The organism is Erythrobacter sp. (genome assembly GCF_038133525.1).
GTDB lineage: Bacteria > Pseudomonadota > Alphaproteobacteria > Sphingomonadales > Sphingomonadaceae > Qipengyuania.
The window spans coordinates 7,264-23,736 of record NZ_JAYPTL010000015.1 but is presented as its reverse complement, the minus strand read 5'-3'; the positions used below and the strand labels follow the sequence as shown (position 1 = coordinate 23,736).

13 protein-coding genes are annotated in these 16,473 nt (G+C 58.7%); 8 read left to right on the top strand and 5 right to left on the bottom strand.

From position 1 onward, the window contains the following. From AAFM29_RS05615 to AAFM29_RS05600, 4 genes are all read right to left on the bottom strand, one after another. Positions 1 to 1,017, bottom strand: a 1,017-nt coding sequence (locus AAFM29_RS05615) for a hypothetical protein (RefSeq protein WP_341711810.1), incomplete at its 3' end; no start/stop codon positions are given. 46 nt (positions 1,018 to 1,063) lie between these two features. Beyond that, a complete protein-coding gene (locus tag AAFM29_RS05610) occupies positions 1,064 to 1,405 on the bottom strand; it encodes a hypothetical protein (RefSeq protein WP_341711808.1) in 342 nt (113 codons plus the stop codon). A 125-nt stretch (positions 1,406 to 1,530) separates the two neighbouring features. Further along, a complete protein-coding gene (locus AAFM29_RS05605) occupies positions 1,531 to 2,211 on the bottom strand; it encodes a DUF6445 family protein (protein ID WP_341711807.1) in 681 nt (226 codons plus the stop codon). Positions 2,212 to 2,256: 45 nt separating this feature from the next. Continuing rightward, complete coding sequence (locus AAFM29_RS05600) at positions 2,257 to 3,252, bottom strand: cupin-like domain-containing protein (RefSeq protein WP_341711806.1); 996 nt, start codon at positions 3,250 to 3,252, stop codon at positions 2,257 to 2,259. Positions 3,253 to 3,387: 135 nt separating this feature from the next. On the opposite strand from AAFM29_RS05600, the gene AAFM29_RS05590 reads away from it, so the two are divergent. The 6 genes from AAFM29_RS05590 (at position 3,388) to AAFM29_RS05565 (ending at position 13,937) form a co-directional block, all read left to right on the top strand. Next, on the top strand, positions 3,388 to 4,422 hold the full coding sequence (locus AAFM29_RS05590; RefSeq protein ID WP_371830718.1) for a LacI family DNA-binding transcriptional regulator: 1,035 nt from the start codon (positions 3,388 to 3,390) through the stop codon (positions 4,420 to 4,422). 185 nt (positions 4,423 to 4,607) lie between these two features. Then, positions 4,608 to 7,505 (top strand): TonB-dependent receptor, encoded by a 2,898-nt coding sequence (locus AAFM29_RS05585; protein ID WP_341711805.1) that lies wholly within the window; start codon positions 4,608 to 4,610, stop codon positions 7,503 to 7,505. Positions 7,506 to 7,634: 129 nt separating this feature from the next. Next, complete coding sequence (locus tag AAFM29_RS05580; protein ID WP_341711804.1) at positions 7,635 to 9,650, top strand: glycoside hydrolase family 3 protein; 2,016 nt, start codon at positions 7,635 to 7,637, stop codon at positions 9,648 to 9,650. A 30-nt stretch (positions 9,651 to 9,680) separates the two neighbouring features. Then, entirely contained in the window at positions 9,681 to 11,180 is a 1,500-nt protein-coding gene (locus tag AAFM29_RS05575) for a tryptophan halogenase family protein (protein ID WP_341711803.1), read from the top strand. A 233-nt stretch (positions 11,181 to 11,413) separates the two neighbouring features. After that, positions 11,414 to 12,646, top strand: a complete 1,233-nt coding sequence (locus AAFM29_RS05570) for a glycoside hydrolase family 30 beta sandwich domain-containing protein (RefSeq protein ID WP_341711802.1) — start codon at positions 11,414 to 11,416, stop codon at positions 12,644 to 12,646. A gap of 10 nt (positions 12,647 to 12,656) precedes the next feature. Further along, positions 12,657 to 13,937 (top strand): sugar MFS transporter, encoded by a 1,281-nt coding sequence (locus AAFM29_RS05565; RefSeq protein WP_341711801.1) that lies wholly within the window; start codon positions 12,657 to 12,659, stop codon positions 13,935 to 13,937. Between the two features lie 10 nt (positions 13,938 to 13,947). Here AAFM29_RS05565 and AAFM29_RS05560 read toward each other — a convergent pair whose 3' ends face one another. Next, entirely contained in the window at positions 13,948 to 14,853 is a 906-nt protein-coding gene (locus AAFM29_RS05560) for an endonuclease/exonuclease/phosphatase family protein (RefSeq protein ID WP_341711800.1), read from the bottom strand. An 88-nt stretch (positions 14,854 to 14,941) separates the two neighbouring features. On the opposite strand from AAFM29_RS05560, the gene AAFM29_RS05555 reads away from it, so the two are divergent. Then, positions 14,942 to 15,967 (top strand): cupin-like domain-containing protein, encoded by a 1,026-nt coding sequence (locus tag AAFM29_RS05555; protein ID WP_341711799.1) that lies wholly within the window; start codon positions 14,942 to 14,944, stop codon positions 15,965 to 15,967. Positions 15,968 to 15,985: 18 nt separating this feature from the next. Beyond that, the coding region (locus tag AAFM29_RS05550; RefSeq protein ID WP_341711798.1) for a hypothetical protein at positions 15,986 to 16,473 on the top strand (488 nt) is incomplete at its 3' end.

Genomic DNA, 16,473 nt, shown 5'->3' with positions numbered 1-16,473 from the left:
GTTGACTACGGGAGAGAGCAGCAGGACAACGGCGAAGATGGTTCCCACGGGAACGTCCTCGAGCGTACGGCTGCGTGCGTGCAGCCACAGGACCAGCAGGCCGGCCACCAGCACAGCGGGAATTCTGGCCGCCTGCCAGCCAAACAGCCGGAACAGGCCTTCGTAGGCAAGAGGATTGAAATGCCATAACTTGGCGAAGGTCGCAGTGGTTTCGAAGCCAGCGCCGTTTCCCTGGACAAGGAACACACAGTAGAGTCCGCCAAGCGCGGAGAGCGCCATGCCCAGCGCAGCGGGCCGCATGCGCAGCAGTACCGGCCAGATCGCCAGTGCCACCAGCTTCACCCCGGCGGCGGCCGCGAGCATCAACCCTGCCAGCCGTGGTCGCGTCCGCCCTGCCAGCAACGCCGCCATTAGCGCGGCTGAGATTAGCCCATCGGGATGCAGATGCAGGCCTGTGTCGGCAATGACCAACGGGTTCCAGGCGTAGAGTGCGACCTGGCCGGGCGGATGGCGCCGCAGCAGCATGATGATGACAGCCAGGTTTGTCCCACAGAACAGCAATTGCAAACCCAGCGGATTGCCGCCTGCCAGCGCGAAAACTCCGGCAAACGCGGCTTGCAGCACCGGGCCGTAGATAGTCGGGAGTTCAGGGTTGTTGATCCCATCGAGGATCGGCCTAAGTTCCGTCGGAACGGTCTGGTCGACAAAGAACAGCCCCGGCGCGATCCCGTAGGGAGTTCCGGTATGTAGGGTCCGCCAGCCATCCCAGAGGAACCGGAAATAGTCGTCAACGAAGTCCGGTACGCCGAACAGGGTTACTCCGTGTGCAAGGGCTGCCCCCGCCAAGACGACTGCCCCGTGCGAGACCGACTGCCTCCACAACAGTGCGGTAACCACTGCTGAACCACCAGCCAGGACCAGAGCATATGACAGAGCGCTGAAGCTCTCGCTGCGACCGAGCAAGGTCAGGAGCTGGACAATGCCCAGCGTACCCGCCAGCGCGGCCCAGGATCTCACGGATCGCGTCTCTGGACGCGCGACAGGCGCGGTGAAACCGCCTACCTCAGGCGCCAAACCGGTTGGTCAGGTAGAACAGGACTAGCTCACGCTCCTTAGCATCGAGTTCGTACTCGCCAGTACGGACTCGCTGGGCTACTTGTTGCGCCGTCTGTGCGTCTTTGACGCCCTTGGGATGCGCGCAGGTTTTGCAGCTGATCCTCTTCGAGACGAGCGTTTTACCCTTGCTATAGGCTATCTCAGCGGGATCGCGAGCAACGGGGGGAAGGCTTGAAGTACCGCTCCGTAAAACGCCTTGGCTACCGCTTTGGAGCGTCAGGATCGACACCGGACCCGACGCCTGCGCCGGAATCGATGCAAGCGCGACGTAGAATATCGCAGATTTCATCACCGGGTTTTCCTTCTTTGGAGTTGCTAACTCCGTGGAATTCGGGACCGAGCGATGATTTGTTACCGGGTCTGGATACGAACTTCGTTCCCTGCCAGCCGTCGGTGCCCTCCAGCGCGTCCTGGCTACATCGCTCTGAAAAACACGGCAATCGTCAGCCTTCCGCGGAACGGGTCGCTGACGTGCTCAAGGTTCTCAAGAATCATCGGACAATGCAACTGGTTGCCGTGATAGATGACGGCGCGGTTATAGGAAAAATCGACCTGCCCTGTCTGTTCGAAGATTGCGGTCGAGCCGGCAATATAGGATGGTTCGGGTTCGCCGTGGATATCAAGGTCTCTGGTCAGCGCCTGCAAGTATTCCGCATGTCGCTGGGCAGGGATCTGAGACAACCCGGTGCTCTTATGGCGGTAGAACGCCGTCCCGCCAAAAGGGGTGTGGGAAAGGTAGTGGACCATCGCAAAGGCATGGTCGGAGCTGTCGTCAAAGTGAGGAATCCGCTGCGCGAGAGACAGGTCTTTCGGTGGCGTGTCGACGATCGAATAGAGCGCGCGATCCACTTTCAGGGACTGCGAACAGCCAAAAACCGAGCGCATGACTGCGCCGAGCCGTCCGCCCACGTCACTGAAGTAGCCGGGGTCGACATGTTTGCGCGGCCCGGGATAGAAGTCTCCCCGGGCCTCATATCCGCTTCCGAGTGCCTGATCGCGCCAGAGGGCCGGCGCAGCAGCAAACCCTTCGACGATCGCCGCAGGCCGTGCGCTTAACCCGAGCTCAAGCAGTGTCACGGTCGGCTGGTTGGTCATATTCAACTGTTCTATAACCGGGAATGGGCTTGGCTGGTATCAGCTTCATCGAGCGAGCGCGCGGGCAATCGCCTGTCTCATGCCCTCTATCATTTGCGGCGTCGGCCGGGCGAGTATTCCTCTGGCTTGCGAGGGAATATGGTGGCCCGGATCTCCATCGGCCTCGAAGACATAGTGATCGAACATGGCGCGCCAGATCCGCCGGTCGGCCGGCGACAGGTTGCGGAGAGCCATGAAGCCGTGCATCAGTGCATCCCAGGGCGATGGTCCGACCTCCGCATTACGCCACCAGTAATTCACAAGGAGATTGAGCGGAGCTGTGGCCTCCACGTGGTGAAACCAGCCCGTAGGGATGAAGATTGCATCGCCGGGCGTAAGTTCCGCAGTTTGGGACCGCTCCAGTGCACCGGGAAACCGGGGGAAGCGCACGGGATCGGGATTAAGCGGGTCGGCGAGCGAGATCTGAGTGCCGCTGGGGGTTGGGTCGAACGGCCCCATATAAAGGTTCCCTAGCTCCTCCGGCGCAAACAGCGTGAATCGTCGCGTGCCGGCAGCGACATAGGCCACATTCGGAGCAGGGTCACAGTGGATTGCGACTACCGCACGAGTTCCCAGCCACAATCGATACTCCCCCCCTTGGGGCAAAAACTCGAGTGCGTTTTCCTTGTCAAAGACCGGCACTGCGCGACTGGCCTGAACACCTTGCACTGCCACTGAGCCTGGCGGGAGCAGGCCTTGCAGGAGGCGCTCGACAAATTCAGGGAAAGTTGTTTGTAACTTGCTGAAATTGAAGCCTGTCAGATCCTTTGAATATCCAAACTTCCCCATCGTGTCTTCGGGGGCGTGCAACGCCGTCACACCGCACGGGTGTGCACGGGAAAGGAGATAGCTTAGGAGACTTTCATCGCCTTTACTGGCAGCTTCGACGACAGGGGTCTCCGCAGCAATGCCGCGCACGACCAATGGTTCCAGAATCTCCCTCGCTCGCTTTGTTACATCGCCGAGCGCGTTGGCGTCCACTTCCAAAATTTCGCTCGGCATAGTGCTACTCCCGATGCTTGGATAGATTGCCGTTGGCGATTCGGGAAGCGCTTCCAAAATGCTTGCTTGCCGCGTCGTCTATGCACGATATGACGTCCGCAGTGTATCAACCTACGAAATGACGAGTGAGCACGATTGAGTAGAAGGCCGACGATTGATGACGTTGCGCGCGAAGCGGGTGTAGCACGGGCAACGGTTTCCCGCGTCCTGAACTCAAATCCCAACACCAGCCAGCGGGTTAGAGACGCGGTCCTGCGCGCCGTCACGAAACTGGATTACCAGGTCAACCAGCAGGCGAGGCAACTCGCAAGCGGTGCCACGCGTCTCTTCGCGCTGGTATTTGCCGCTGATGCCGACGTCGAGCCGAACAGTTACTACAACTCCGCACTCGAGCTCGGTGCTATGCGCGCAGCGACGGCGCATGGATATGGATTAGTCGCTCATACAGTCGATCCTTCGGACGAAAGGCACCGCGCTAGAATTGCGGCCCTCGCGTGCCAGACTAGGTGTGATGGCATTATACTTACTCCGCCGTTCTCGGACGACCGGGTAATGATCGAAGAACTGAGCCAGTCGGGAATTGCCTTTGTGCTCGTTTCTGCTGGCCCGCCGACGCGCGCTTTGGGGCCATCTGTCGGAATTGACGACAAGAAGGCCGGGCGCGATCTCGGAGAATATCTCTTTCGACAAGGGCATCGCCGGCTTGCTTATCTGGGGGGACCCCGAGAGCACAAATCAGCAGCACTCCGGCTGGAGGGCCTGCGTGAGGCAATGCATGAAAACTCAATTCCGAACGACGCGATTTCTGTTGTCGAAGGAAATTTCACCTTCAGGTCCGGGACCGAGCTGGCAAGTAAGCTTTTCCAGGCGGACGAGCGGCCTGCAGTCCTGGTATGTGCGAATGACGACATGGCGGCGGGCGCCTTGTTCGCCGCCCATCGATTGGGTCTCAATGTGCCAGCCGACATATCCATTACCGGGTTTGATGATACTCCGGTGTCACAAATTGTCTGGCCACCCCTCACCACAATCCACCAGCCTTTGCGCAAGATCGGTGCGAGTGCCGTCGAACTCCTCGTTAAGGCATGTGTTGGGGAAGGCGGGTCTATCGGACGCGGTGTGATCGAGCAGGTCGTTCCTCACGAATTAATCCTGCGCCAGTCGGCCTGACGCAAAACAGCCGCCAACGGTCAATTTTGAGAGCGCTTCCAAATTGCGGTTGACAGTTATCTGCTATTGCATCATTCGATATTGGAAGCGCTTCCAAAACTGCGCCTGACCGACGGCGGCTGAGTGGCCCACCGGCGGCCCAAAGACAGAACGCCGGGCCGAAATCCCGGACAGGGGAGGAAAAAATGAAAGCAAGTGCTCGCTCTTCGAGTCGTCGTGGTGCTCTTGGTGTAACTACTTCGGTGCTCGCTCTGGCCATGGGGCTTCCTGCTGCCGCGCAAGCCCAGGAGGCGCCTGATGAGTCGGTTGCTGAGGGCAGTCCTGAGGTCGATGGTTATGGCAACGTCATTATCGTGAGTGGTATCCGCGCAGGCATCGCGAATGCGATCACCACAAAGCGCGATGAGCTGTCTATCGTCGAGGCCGTTTCGGCTGAAGACATAGGAAAATTGCCCGATATCAGTATCGCAGAATCACTGGCCCGTTTGCCTGGCCTCACGGCGCAGCGCGTAAACGGGCGTGCCCAGGTGATTTCGATCCGTGGCCTTTCTCCCGACTTTTCGACCACGCTGTTAAACGGCCGGCAGCAGGCAAGCTCGGGTGACAACCGTGCCGTCGAGTTCGACCAGTACCCGTCCGAACTGCTTGGTAGTGTCGTGGTGTACAAGACGCCTGATGCAGCAATATCTGGTTTCGGCCTGTCGGGCACTGCAGACCTTCGCACTGTCCGTCCGCTGGACTTGAATGAGCGAGTCGTCGCGCTGAACCTGCGCGGCGAAGTCAATTCAGGGGGCAGGTTGAACGACGATGTTCGCAACTATGGGTTTCGCGCCAGCGGCAGCTACATTGACCAGAATGCGGACGGCACGCTCGGGTGGGCGATCGGTTTTGCTCATCTCGACTCGCCTTCGAGCAACCGTCACTACAAGGCCTACAACTACGAGACTTTCTGCTTCAACGGCGAGAGCTTCTGTACATTTCTTCGCGACCGGATTTCGCCAGATTCCGCCGACCGCGCGACGTTCCTGACGGGTCAGGAAATTTTTGCGACTTCGCGACTCAACAAGCGTGATGCAGCCATCGGGATCCTCGAATGGGAGCCGAGCGACGCGGTCCATCTGACATCCGACCTGTATTACTCGAAGTTCAAGCAGCGCGAAGTTACGCGTGGCGTGCAGTGGTTTTCCAATCTTTGGGCCGATAGCCAGACATTCAGCAATGTCGGAACCGCTGACGTCGGCGGGACGCTGGTGGGGGTTAGTGGCGAAAATGGAGGTGTTGCCCCAATTCTGCGCAACGACCTCAACACCCGCAGCGACGAATTGTTCGCGGGCGGCCTCAATGGCGAATTTGCCATTACGGATCGGTTCCACTTCGAAGCCGACCTGTCGTATTCGCGCAACAGGCGCGACGAAAGCATTACGGAGACCTACGCCGGTTACGGCTGCTGCGTAACGGCGGGTAATCAGAATGCCAATCGAGTCTTCGACACGATTGGCTTCGATATCTCCGACCTGATCGAAGGTGACTACCCGAGTTACTCGTCTGGCCTGGATTATGCCGACGCCTCCCAGGTTTCTCTGGGTGATCGCGCGCCTTGGGGTGGGTGGGGACATGATGGCCAGATCAAAGAGCCGCACGTTCGCGAAGAAGTATTCGCTTTGGATCTGAAATTCGGCTATGAATTCGATACGTTCATCAAGTCGATCACCGCAGGTGTCAACTACACTATTCGCGACAAGAAAAAGCGAGTCGATGAATTCGATCTCTTTCTGAAGAACAACCGCCTTCAGACGTTGGTCGATGGACAGTATCTGGCTTCACCAACATCGCTCGGTTACGCCGGCTTCGGGAATGTTCTTTCGGTCGACCTCGCTTCTGCGCTGCCGGTCTATTATGATCGCGTGACGTTTATCAACAATGATACCTACGACAAGGCTTGGTCAATCGATGAAGAAGTCTTGACCGGTTTCGTAAAGGCGACCTTTGAAACGGGTGGTCTCCACGGGAACCTCGGGATCCAGGTTGTCGAGCAGCGACAGCAATCGAGCGGTAGTGCAATCAACCGCACGTTGAGTCCGACAGTCGTAACTCCCGTCACTGAAGGCAAGACATACACCGATGTCCTGCCCAGCCTGAATGCCTTCTATGATTTGGGCGGCGGACATCGGATCCGCCTTGCTGCGGCAAAAGTGCTAGCGCGCCCGCGTGTCGATGACCTGCGCGCCAACTTTACACCGAGCTTCGGCAATCCCTGCGGCGGGAGCCCGCCCTGTGTGCCCGGGCAGGTAGTCAACCCGTGGTCGGCAAGCGGTGGTAATCCTCTGCTTGATCCTTGGCGGGCCAAGGCACTTGATGTGTCCTACGAATGGTACATCGGGCCTGCGAGCTACATCAGCATTGCCGGCTTCTACAAGAAGCTCGACAGCTACATTTACAATCAAATTCAACCATTCGATTTCTCGGGCTTGCCATTGCCGCCGACTGCGGCAAACATTCCTGCCGGGGTAATTATTAGTCCGATCGGCTCGATCAACCAGCCAGCCAATGGCAACGGTGGCTCGATCAAGGGTATCGAGGTGAGCGGTGCGCTCGAGTTCGGGCGGATTACCTCGTTCCTTGACGGGTTCGGCGCCAGCGGGAGCTTTTCCTACACCAAATCGGATCTGAAACCCACAGCAAGCGAAGATCCGACTGTGGTTCAGGCGACCAGGATTCCGGGCCTGTCCGGCTATGTCTACAACCTGACCGGTTACTACGAAAAGGGCGGATTCCAGGCGCGTGCGAGCTATCGTTATCGATCCGGCTTCAAGGGCGAAGTCGTCCAGCTGTTCGCAACCCGCGGACTGACGGAAATTCTGGCCGACGATCAACTCGACGCGCAAGTTGGCTATACGTTCGAGAAGGGCTCGCTCGAGGGATTGGGCATTCTCTTACAGGTGTATAACGTCACTGACTCGCCCTATCGCACTCGCCTGGGTGTCGACAACGGCGGGGCCCGGACAGCTGACGGCGCACCGTTGCCGGAAGTCTACGAGACCTATGGCCGGCAGTTCCTCCTCGGGGTGAACTATCGCTTCTAGAATGGAACAGGGCCGGCTCATTCTCTCCCAGAGTCGGCCCTGGCTCCTCACGTCCCAGCCCGCCGCCGTCCGGGGCTGCCTCGCAATTCACTAATCGCCGCAGGCGGCGCAGCCCTTAGGCTAGGCGCTTTGCCCAATACGGGAGCCACGTTGCTCATGAAGTCTATCGGAATTTACTGCGTGGCGGCTGTATCGATGCTGACGGGGCTAAGTGGCTGTGAGACTGTTTCCACGTCCGTTGCATCCGATCACCAACACGCCCTAGCCTGGCCACAGATTTCCTCTCCGTATGCGCTTGATGCAAGTATGGAGAAGCGCATAGCCGACCTGGTTTCGGGAATGTCCCTTCGCCAAAAAATCGGCCAGATGACGCAGGCCGACATTCGCTCGGTCAATCCCGAGCAGGTCCGCGAGCACTATCTGGGTTCTGTACTCAATGGTGGCGGTGCCTGGCCCGATGGAAACAAGCGTTCAAAAGCGGGCGATTGGGTTGCACTTTCGCGCGCCTACTACGATGCGTCGATGTCTACCGACATGGCGGTGAAAATTCCGATCATCTGGGGAACAGATGCGGTTCACGGCCATAACAACGTGTTTGGCGCAACTCAGTTTCCGCACAATATCGGTCTTGGTGCAGCGCATGATCCCGACCTGGTTGGGCGGATAGCCCATCTGACAGCCAAACAAGTGCGAGCAACCGGAATCACCTGGATATTCGCACCGACTCTGGCGGTCGTGCAGAGCCCGCGCTGGGGCCGCACGTACGAGGGCTACTCGTCGGACCCGGAACTGGTGAGGGCCTATGCCAAATCGTTTGTAACCGGAATGCAGGGCGACCTTGTCGGTCCTGGTACGACGATAGCAACGGCAAAACATTTCATCGGCGACGGTGGCACCTGGCTGGGTAAGGATCAGGGCGAAACCCGTGCGAGCCGGGACGAACTGATTCGTACCCACGCCCCCGGCTATTTTGGCGCACTCGAAGCGGGCGTCCAGAATGTGATGATCTCCTACAGCAGTTGGACCGATACCGGTGCAGGTGTTGCCCACGGCAAAATGCATGGGAACGGCGAACTGATCACCGATGTGTTGAAGGGCAAACTGGGCTTTGACGGTTTCGTCGTGTCCGATTGGAACGCGATCGAGCAGGTTGACGGCTGTACACGCACCCATTGCCCGCAGGCAATCAATGCCGGGATCGACATGATCATGGTTCCCGACGATTGGGAAAAGTTCATCGATGAGACCGTCGCCGACGTAGAGGCGGGAACGATCCCGATGAGCAGAATCGACGATGCCGTTACCCGGATCCTGCGGGTCAAATTCCGCACGGGTTTGATGGACCGCGCACCGTTTCTGGATGCTTCGGCTGAACAGGATCTCGCCAGTGACCTAGCCCGCGCCACAGCACGGGAAGCGGTGGCCAAGTCGCTCGTTCTGCTGAAGAACGGACAGGCCTCGCCGCTGCCTTTGAAACGCGACGCCAAGATCTTGCTTGTCGGGGAAGCTGCCGACAAGGTCACGGCCCAGATGGGTGGTTGGTCGCTGACCTGGCAAGGTGATGAGACGGACGATTCCGACTATCCCATTGCCGACGACATGCTCTCGGCCGTGACCAAAGCTTTGGGTGGCGGCGGCAGCGTCGAAGTCAGCAGGGACGGGCGCGGTGTCGACTTGTCGCGGTACGATGCCGTGATCATGGTTATGGCCGAAGCGCCCTATGCCGAGATGAAGGGAGACATCGTCTATCCCGCCACTCTGCGTCATACTGCGCGATATCCGGACCAACTCGAGACCCTGGCGCGTATTTCCGGCAAAGGAGTGCCTGTCGTTTCTGTGCTGTTCTCTGGGCGGCCGGTCTATGCCAACGATCTGATGAACCTGTCCGACGCCTTCATCGCTGCCTGGCTGCCGGGTACCGAGGCTCGGGGCATAACCGATGTCCTGTTCGAGGGAACGACCGGGCGGCCGGGAAGAAGTTTCACCGGTCGGTTGCCGTTTGCGTGGCCGGGCGATCCTTGTCCGGAGACCGCGAACCAGCCTGAATTGTTCAGCCGTGGATTTGGACTTGATGCGAGCAAGCGCGTGAATTCACAGCCTCTTCCGATTGACAACCGCCTCATATGCCCGGCTCTTGCCGATTGAGCGAGGAGGGCAATCGGCATGTCAGGTGGATTGAAAACGATTCTGATCGTCGGCGGCGGGTCGGCGGGGTGGATGGCGGCGGCGCTTTTGTCGCACCTGTTTCAGGGGCTTTATCGCATCAAGCTTGTTGAGTCGGAAGACATTGGAACCGTTGGCGTCGGCGAGGCGACCATCCCGGCCATCAAGAAGTTCAACGAACTGCTCGAACTGGACGAGGTCCAGTTCATGCGCCTGACCCAGGGCACCTTTAAACTGGGCATCCAGTTTAACAACTGGGACCGGATCGGCTCCAGTTATATACATGGGTTCGGCGTTATTGGTCAGGATCTTGGCTGGCTCCGATGCCACCAATACTGGCTCAAGATGAAGCTGAAGGACGAAGCGTCCGATTTCGCCAACTTTTCAATCAACACCGCCGCCGCGCTCGAAAACAAATTCATGCCCGCGCGTGCCGATGCCGGAGACTCTCCGATCGGCCATATTGCGCATGCCTATCACTTCGACGCCGGTCTCTATGCGAAGTTCCTGAGAACCTATGCCGAGGATCGCGGCGTCATTCGCCAGGAAGGCAAGATTGTCGATGTTGCGCTGAGGCCGGACGATGGCTTTGTCGAATCGGTGACACTCGACAGTGGCGAGCAGATCGAAGCCGACCTGTTTATCGATTGCTCGGGGTTTCGTGGCCTTATCATTGAGCAGGCCATGAAGACAGGGTTCGAGGACTGGACCCACTGGTTGCCGTGCGACCGGGCCATTGCCATTCCCTGCGCACGATCGGACAATTTCACGCCCTATACCATGGCAACGGCCCATGGAGCCGGCTGGCAATGGCGCATCCCATTGCAGCATCGCACGGGCAATGGCCACGTCTTCTCCAGCCAGTACATGGACGAAGCCGAGGCGGAGCGAATCCTTCTCGACAAACTTGACGGTGAGCAACTGGCAGAACCCAATCGAATTCGTTTCACCACCGGCAAACGCGAAAAGATCTGGAACAAGAACTGCCTGGCGCTCGGTTTGGCCGCCGGGTTCCTGGAGCCACTTGAATCGACGAGCCTGTTCCTGATCCAGTCTTCGCTCATTCGCCTGATCCGGTTGATGCCCGATGGTCGTTTCGACCAGGCGAACATCGACGAATTCAACCGGCAGACCGACTTCGAATACGAACGTGTGCGGGACTTCATCATCCTGCATTACAAAGCCACCGAGCGCGACGATACGCCGTTCTGGAAATATTGCCGCGATATGGAGGTCCCCGATACGCTTCAGCGGAAGATGGACTTGTTCAGCGCCAACGGGCGAATTTTCCGCGAGGATGAGGAACTCTTCAGTGAAGAGAGCTGGATCCAGGTCATGCTTGGCCAGGGCGTCATCCCTAAGGGTTATGACCCGCTCGTCGATATCCGGAGCGAGGCACAGGTTGTCCAGTTCCTCGGAAATATCGAGAATGTCATCGGAAAATGCGTCGCCGTCATGCCGACACATGCCGATTTCGTCGCGAAATATTGCGATGCAAAGGTTGCGATGTGATGGCCATCCGTGTTCCTGCTTTCGGCATGCGTGCTTCGGTCGGGGCGCTTGCGCTGTTGGTGGCCGCTTGTTCCGGCATCGGCGCTACGAGCTCGGCAGGCCCACCTCCGGGCACTGCGCCTTCATCTACGGCATCGGTTTCCGGTTGGTTGACAACAGCGGATGGAACCAGGCGACTTTCCGCAATCACAGCAGGTCAGGTGCAGCTAGGTGCCGGTCGGTCGGCGGACGTCGTGGTCGACCTTTCCCAGAGGTATCAGCCATTCTCCGGCTATGGGGCATCCATCACCGATGCCAGCGCGTGGCTGCTGATGCAGAAGATGGGCGCAGCCGATCGCGCCGCCTTGCTGCTGGAGCTGTTTGGTCCCGGTGGGGAACTGGGACTGGATATCACTCGGATCACGATCGGGGCTTCGGATTTCTCGCTCACTCATTACACCTACGCCGACACCGTTGGCGATCCAGTGGCCGACATCGCTCCTGCAAGAACCAACCTGATTCCGGCGATTAGCGAAGTCCGCTCGATCAATCCGCACCTCACGGTGATTGCTAGTCCTTGGTCAGCGCCGGCATGGATGAAGACAAGCCAAAGTCTGATCAAAGGCAAAATTGATCCGGCGCATTATGACGACTTCGCCCGGTATCTTGTCAGCTATACCAAGGCGATGGATGCGGCAGGAGTGCCCGTCAACATGCTGACAATCCAGAATGAGCCGCACTTCGAACCGGAAGACTATCCAGGCATGCGGGTCGAGCCTGCCGAGCGCGCCGAATTTATAGGCAGCCACCTGGGCCCGCTGATGGACCAAGAGATACCGCAAACACGATTGCTGGACTGGGATCACAATTGGAACGAGCCTGAAAGTCCCAGGGCGGTCCTTTCGGACACCAAGGCATCGCCGTTCGTGGATGGAGTTGCTTGGCATTGCTATGGTGGAGACGTGTCAGCCCAATCGGCCATTCACGATAGTTTCCCCGACAAAGAGACTTGGTTCACGGAATGCTCTGCAGGCGACTGGAGCGGCGACTGGACATCGGCCTTCCAATGGTCTGCGCGGAACCTCGTCATTGGCGCGCCCCGGCATTGGGCAAGGGGCGTCTTAATGTGGAACCTCGCGCTCGATCAGGACCACGGTCCTCACCTCGGGGGCTGCGGGAACTGCCGCGGTCTGGTCACGATCAACACCGAGACCGGCTCTATTACTCGCGAGCCTGAGTACTATGCCTTTGCCCACGGCAGCCGCTTCCTGCCGGATCAGGCGCGGCGCGTAGGCTCCGCCGCCAATACGAATGGAGTGGAAGCAGTCGCTTTTCTCGGTGACAATGGCACCAAGGTCTCGCTCATCGTCTTCAACGGCACCGCCGACAAGGAAGAAATTTCCTTCAGCGTTGCAGGCAAGACCTATCGCGCTGCCATGCCGCGTGGATCATTGGCAACTTACGTAATCGCCGTTGAGGCAAATTAGGGATGAGACGATGAGGCAGCATTTGTCAGGCATTTCAGCGGCGTTTGTTTCGGTAACGACACTTTTCTTTGCCTGGGGCTTCATTACCTCGAACAACGATCCGCTGATTGCGTCGCTGAAGGCAAGCTTCAGCCTCAATTACACCGAAGCCTTGCTTACCCAACTGGTCTTTTTCGCCGCCTACGGCTTTATGTCGTTTCCCGCTGCCGCCCTGCTCGCCAAACTGGGTTCATTGCGCTCTATCCTCGTCGCGCTGGCGACGATGATCGCCGGCTGTTTGCTTGTGCAGTTTATCGTTCGCTTTCAGGATTATACCTTGATTCTGGCTGCGCTGTTCATCCTTGGAGCGGGGATCACGACCTTGCAGGTCGCGGCAAACCCTCTCGCCGCTGCGCTCGGCCCACCGGAAAGCAGCCATTTCCGCCTAACCTTTGCGCAGGCTTTCAATTCGCTCGGCGTGGTTCTGGGGGTGAACTTCGGGTCGCGCATCATGCTCGGTGAGGACGTCCTCAAGGCTGGTCATGCCCACATCACCGATCCGGCCGAACGCGTGATCGCGCTTCAAGCCGTATCCCACGCATTCCTCCTGATTGCGGCGATGCTTGTCGGGCTGATGGTGTTCATCTGGTTCTCGCGCGAACGGATTACCAAGGCTGCGCTGGACTTCGGTCAGGCTCCGGGAGGTTCTGTGCTGGATGCGCTGCGTTCGAGGTGGGCGTTGTTCGGTGCGCTCGCAATTGGTCTCTATGTAGGTGCCGAGGTGTCGATTGGCAGCATCATGATCAATTTCCTCAATCAGTCCGACATCATGGGGCTGCCTCTGGAAGTTGCAGGCTTCTATCTTGCGAACATCTACTGGATGGGTGCCCTGATTGGACGTTTCATTGGTTCGTACCTGTTGACCATCGTGCGGGCGCCCATCTTGCTTGGTATTGCAGCGAGCGTTGCCACAACACTCTGCCTTGTCGTCGCCCTCTCGTCCGGACCATTGGCAGGCTACGCGGCACTTGCCGTGGGTCTGTTCAATTCCATCATGTTCCCGACGATCTTTACGATCACGCTGGAGCGGGCTGGTGTTTCTCAGGCTTCGACCTCGGGATTGCTATGCGTAGCCATCGTCGGCGGCGCAGTTTTGCCCTATGCCGTCGGGCATATGGCCGACAGCGCCAGCCTGTCGGCGTCGTTCTTCATTCCAATGGCAGCCTATGCCGTCATCGCAGTATTCGCTGTGCTAGCCGTGCGGGCTCGTGTTCAAAGTTCCGGCGAAGAAGTGGTGCCGTTAGCTCACTAAGGCAGAGGGCCTAGCTACATCCTTTCCCCCGCTGCTTAGACGGAAGCTTGAGCAGCGCGGCGAACGGAAAGTGGTCGGAGGGAACGCGGCCATTGAGGTGCTGGGCAATGACCATGCTTCGGCGAACCGCGACTCTCTCGCTGACGAAAATGTGATCGATGACCAGACCAGCCGGAGGTTGAGCCTCGAAACGGTTGAAGGTCGAAGGTTGCTCGCCTGCACTGGTTGAGGTTGTAGCATCCTGGGCTGACCTGAGGCCTGTGAGTTGGAGCATGTCGGCAATAGCTGGGTCGGCGGAATCCGTGTTGAAGTCGCCGAGCATGATTACGGCCTCTTCACCGGTTCGGGTATCTTGCAGCCAGCGCGCCAATTGGCGACCGCTTTCGGTTCGTGCCTGTTGTCCAACGTGGTCCCAATGCGTGTTGATGACTAAAAGGCGGGTTTTGCTTCCCTTGTAACGGAGCTGCGCCCATGTCGCGATACGGGGATATGCGGCATCCCATCCGGTGGAAGGGATCGAAGGGGTTGGTGAAAGCCAGAAGGTACCGCTGGCTTCGATCAGGAATAGTCGTCGGTCGATGGCGATCGGTGACGCTTCGCCAGCCAGTTTGCCATCGTCGCGGCCCCCGCCGACAAAGGCATATCCGCTCAGTGCCGACTGGAGATCAGCACGCTGATTGGGCAGGACTTCCTGCATGCCCAGCAACGCGGGGCGGAGTATCTCAATCTGGTTGATCAGGAAATCGCGACGATGAGGCCAGCTATTCTGCCCGTCGACCGCCGTATCAAGCCTGATGTTATAGGTCATTGCCAGGATCGGTACCCCGCAGCGATCGTCACGAGCGCGGGCAGGTGCAGCCCACACCACAATAAGGAGCAATAGCAGTGTACGGTGTGACTTGCCCCAGAATCTCATGATCGTTCTCTCAGGTGGCTCGAGAAATTGGTAGCGCTTCCAATTTTCTCGTCAAAGTGTAATTCTGCGGACAAGGAGTGTGATCGGTGTGAAGGATGTGCTTGTTGTCGAGGCTGCGGAAGCCAATCTCTCGTCCTTCCGGGAGAAAGGTGAACCGGTCGTGGTTCGCGGCCTGGTTGCGGGCTGGCCAATCGTCAAGGCTGCGATCGGCGGTACGGACGAACTTCTGTCGCAACTCGCAGCCAACGCCTCCGGCGCTCCACTCACATATTCAGAGGCCGATCCCTCGGAGCAAGGACGCTTCCATTACACGCGCGATGCGCGAGAGCTGAACTTCACTCGCCACGAAACCACGCTCCGGCAGTTCCTCCAGCTTTTGGCCGAGGAAGCGAATGCTTCGCACCCGAGGGCGCTGGCGGCACAGGGGCTCCCTGTCCACCTTTGTGTTCCCGGCTTTGCCGCGGTCCACCCGATGCCGTTGCTGCCGCCATCCGTTCTCCCGCGAATGTGGATCTGCAACCGGGCGGAGGTTGCGACCCATAACGACGAGCTGGAGAACATAGCATGCGTCGTCGCAGGGCGGCGCCGGTTCACCCTTTTCCCTCCTGAAGCAATCGGTGACCTATACATGGGTCCCTTTGAACTCACACCTGGAGGGACGCCCATCAGCATGGTCCATGTCTCCGAGCCCGATCACGAGCGCTTCCCGCGATTTTCGTCCGCCTTGGCCCAGGCTCAGGTTGCAGAGCTTTCGCCCGGCGATGTGCTCTATATTCCCTACCAATGGTATCACCACGTTGCCGCGCTCGAACCAGTCAATATCCTGGTGAACTATTGGTGGGACGCGGCGCGGCAGGACCTTGGGTCGCCGTGGGATGCACTATTGCACGGCGTCATCGCCTTGCGTGAACTCCCGCCTGATCAGCGACGTGCATGGAAGGCCATGTTCGACCACTATGTCTTCGAGCTTAATGGCCCCGCAGGCGACCACCTTCCCAAGGACGCTCGTGGTGTACTCGACTCGGCAACGCCAGCCAGGATCGAGGAACTCAAGCGCCACCTGATTCACAATCTCTGTAACGGCGGGGCGGGCAAGACCGGTCCGTTCGCCTAGGAATATCGGAGTCTTGGAATGAAACGGACAATTGCACTTTCGCTCGGGCTTCTTGCCGCTTGCCTGCTCCCTCAGGCAGAGTTGGTAGCCCAGGAAGCACCATTCGGTGAGGAAATTCACGTCTTCAACGTGGAGGACGAGGTCTACCCTCCCCAAGGATGCGAAACGCTGTTTGTTGGCAGTTCCAGCTTTCGCTTCTGGTTCGACATGAAGAATGATTTCCGCAAACTGCGGATACTCAAGCGCGGCTTCGGAGGTTCGCAGATCTCCGACATCAACTATCGGTTCGATCAGGTGGTAGGGCGCTATCGGCCGCAGCGCATCGCATTCTACGCTGGTGAGAACGACATCGATGCCGGCAAGTCGCCCGAAGCCGTGTTCGCCGAATTCACGAAGTTCATGGAAAGCAAGACCACGGCCTTGGGCCCGACCCCGGTGTTCTACGTCTCTGCCAAGCCGTCGCTTGCCCGGTGGAATCAGTATGCGAGCCAGTCGGAGCTCAATCG

Bases quoted from the DNA above. Each gene is read 5' to 3' on its own strand.
- AAFM29_RS05610 (WP_341711808.1), bottom strand. From the start codon at position 1,405: ATGAAATCTGCGATATTCTACGTCGCGCTTGCATCGATTCCGGCGCAG.
- AAFM29_RS05600 (WP_341711806.1), bottom strand. From the start codon at position 3,252: ATGCCGAGCGAAATTTTGGAAGTGGACGCCAACGCGCTCGGCGATGTA.
- AAFM29_RS05585 (WP_341711805.1), top strand. From the start codon at position 4,608: ATGAAAGCAAGTGCTCGCTCTTCGAGTCGTCGTGGTGCTCTTGGTGTA.
- AAFM29_RS05565 (WP_341711801.1), top strand. From the start codon at position 12,657: ATGAGGCAGCATTTGTCAGGCATTTCAGCGGCGTTTGTTTCGGTAACG.
- AAFM29_RS05605 (WP_341711807.1), bottom strand. From the start codon at position 2,211: ATGACCAACCAGCCGACCGTGACACTGCTTGAGCTCGGGTTAAGCGCA.
- AAFM29_RS05560 (WP_341711800.1), bottom strand. From the start codon at position 14,853: ATGAGATTCTGGGGCAAGTCACACCGTACACTGCTATTGCTCCTTATT.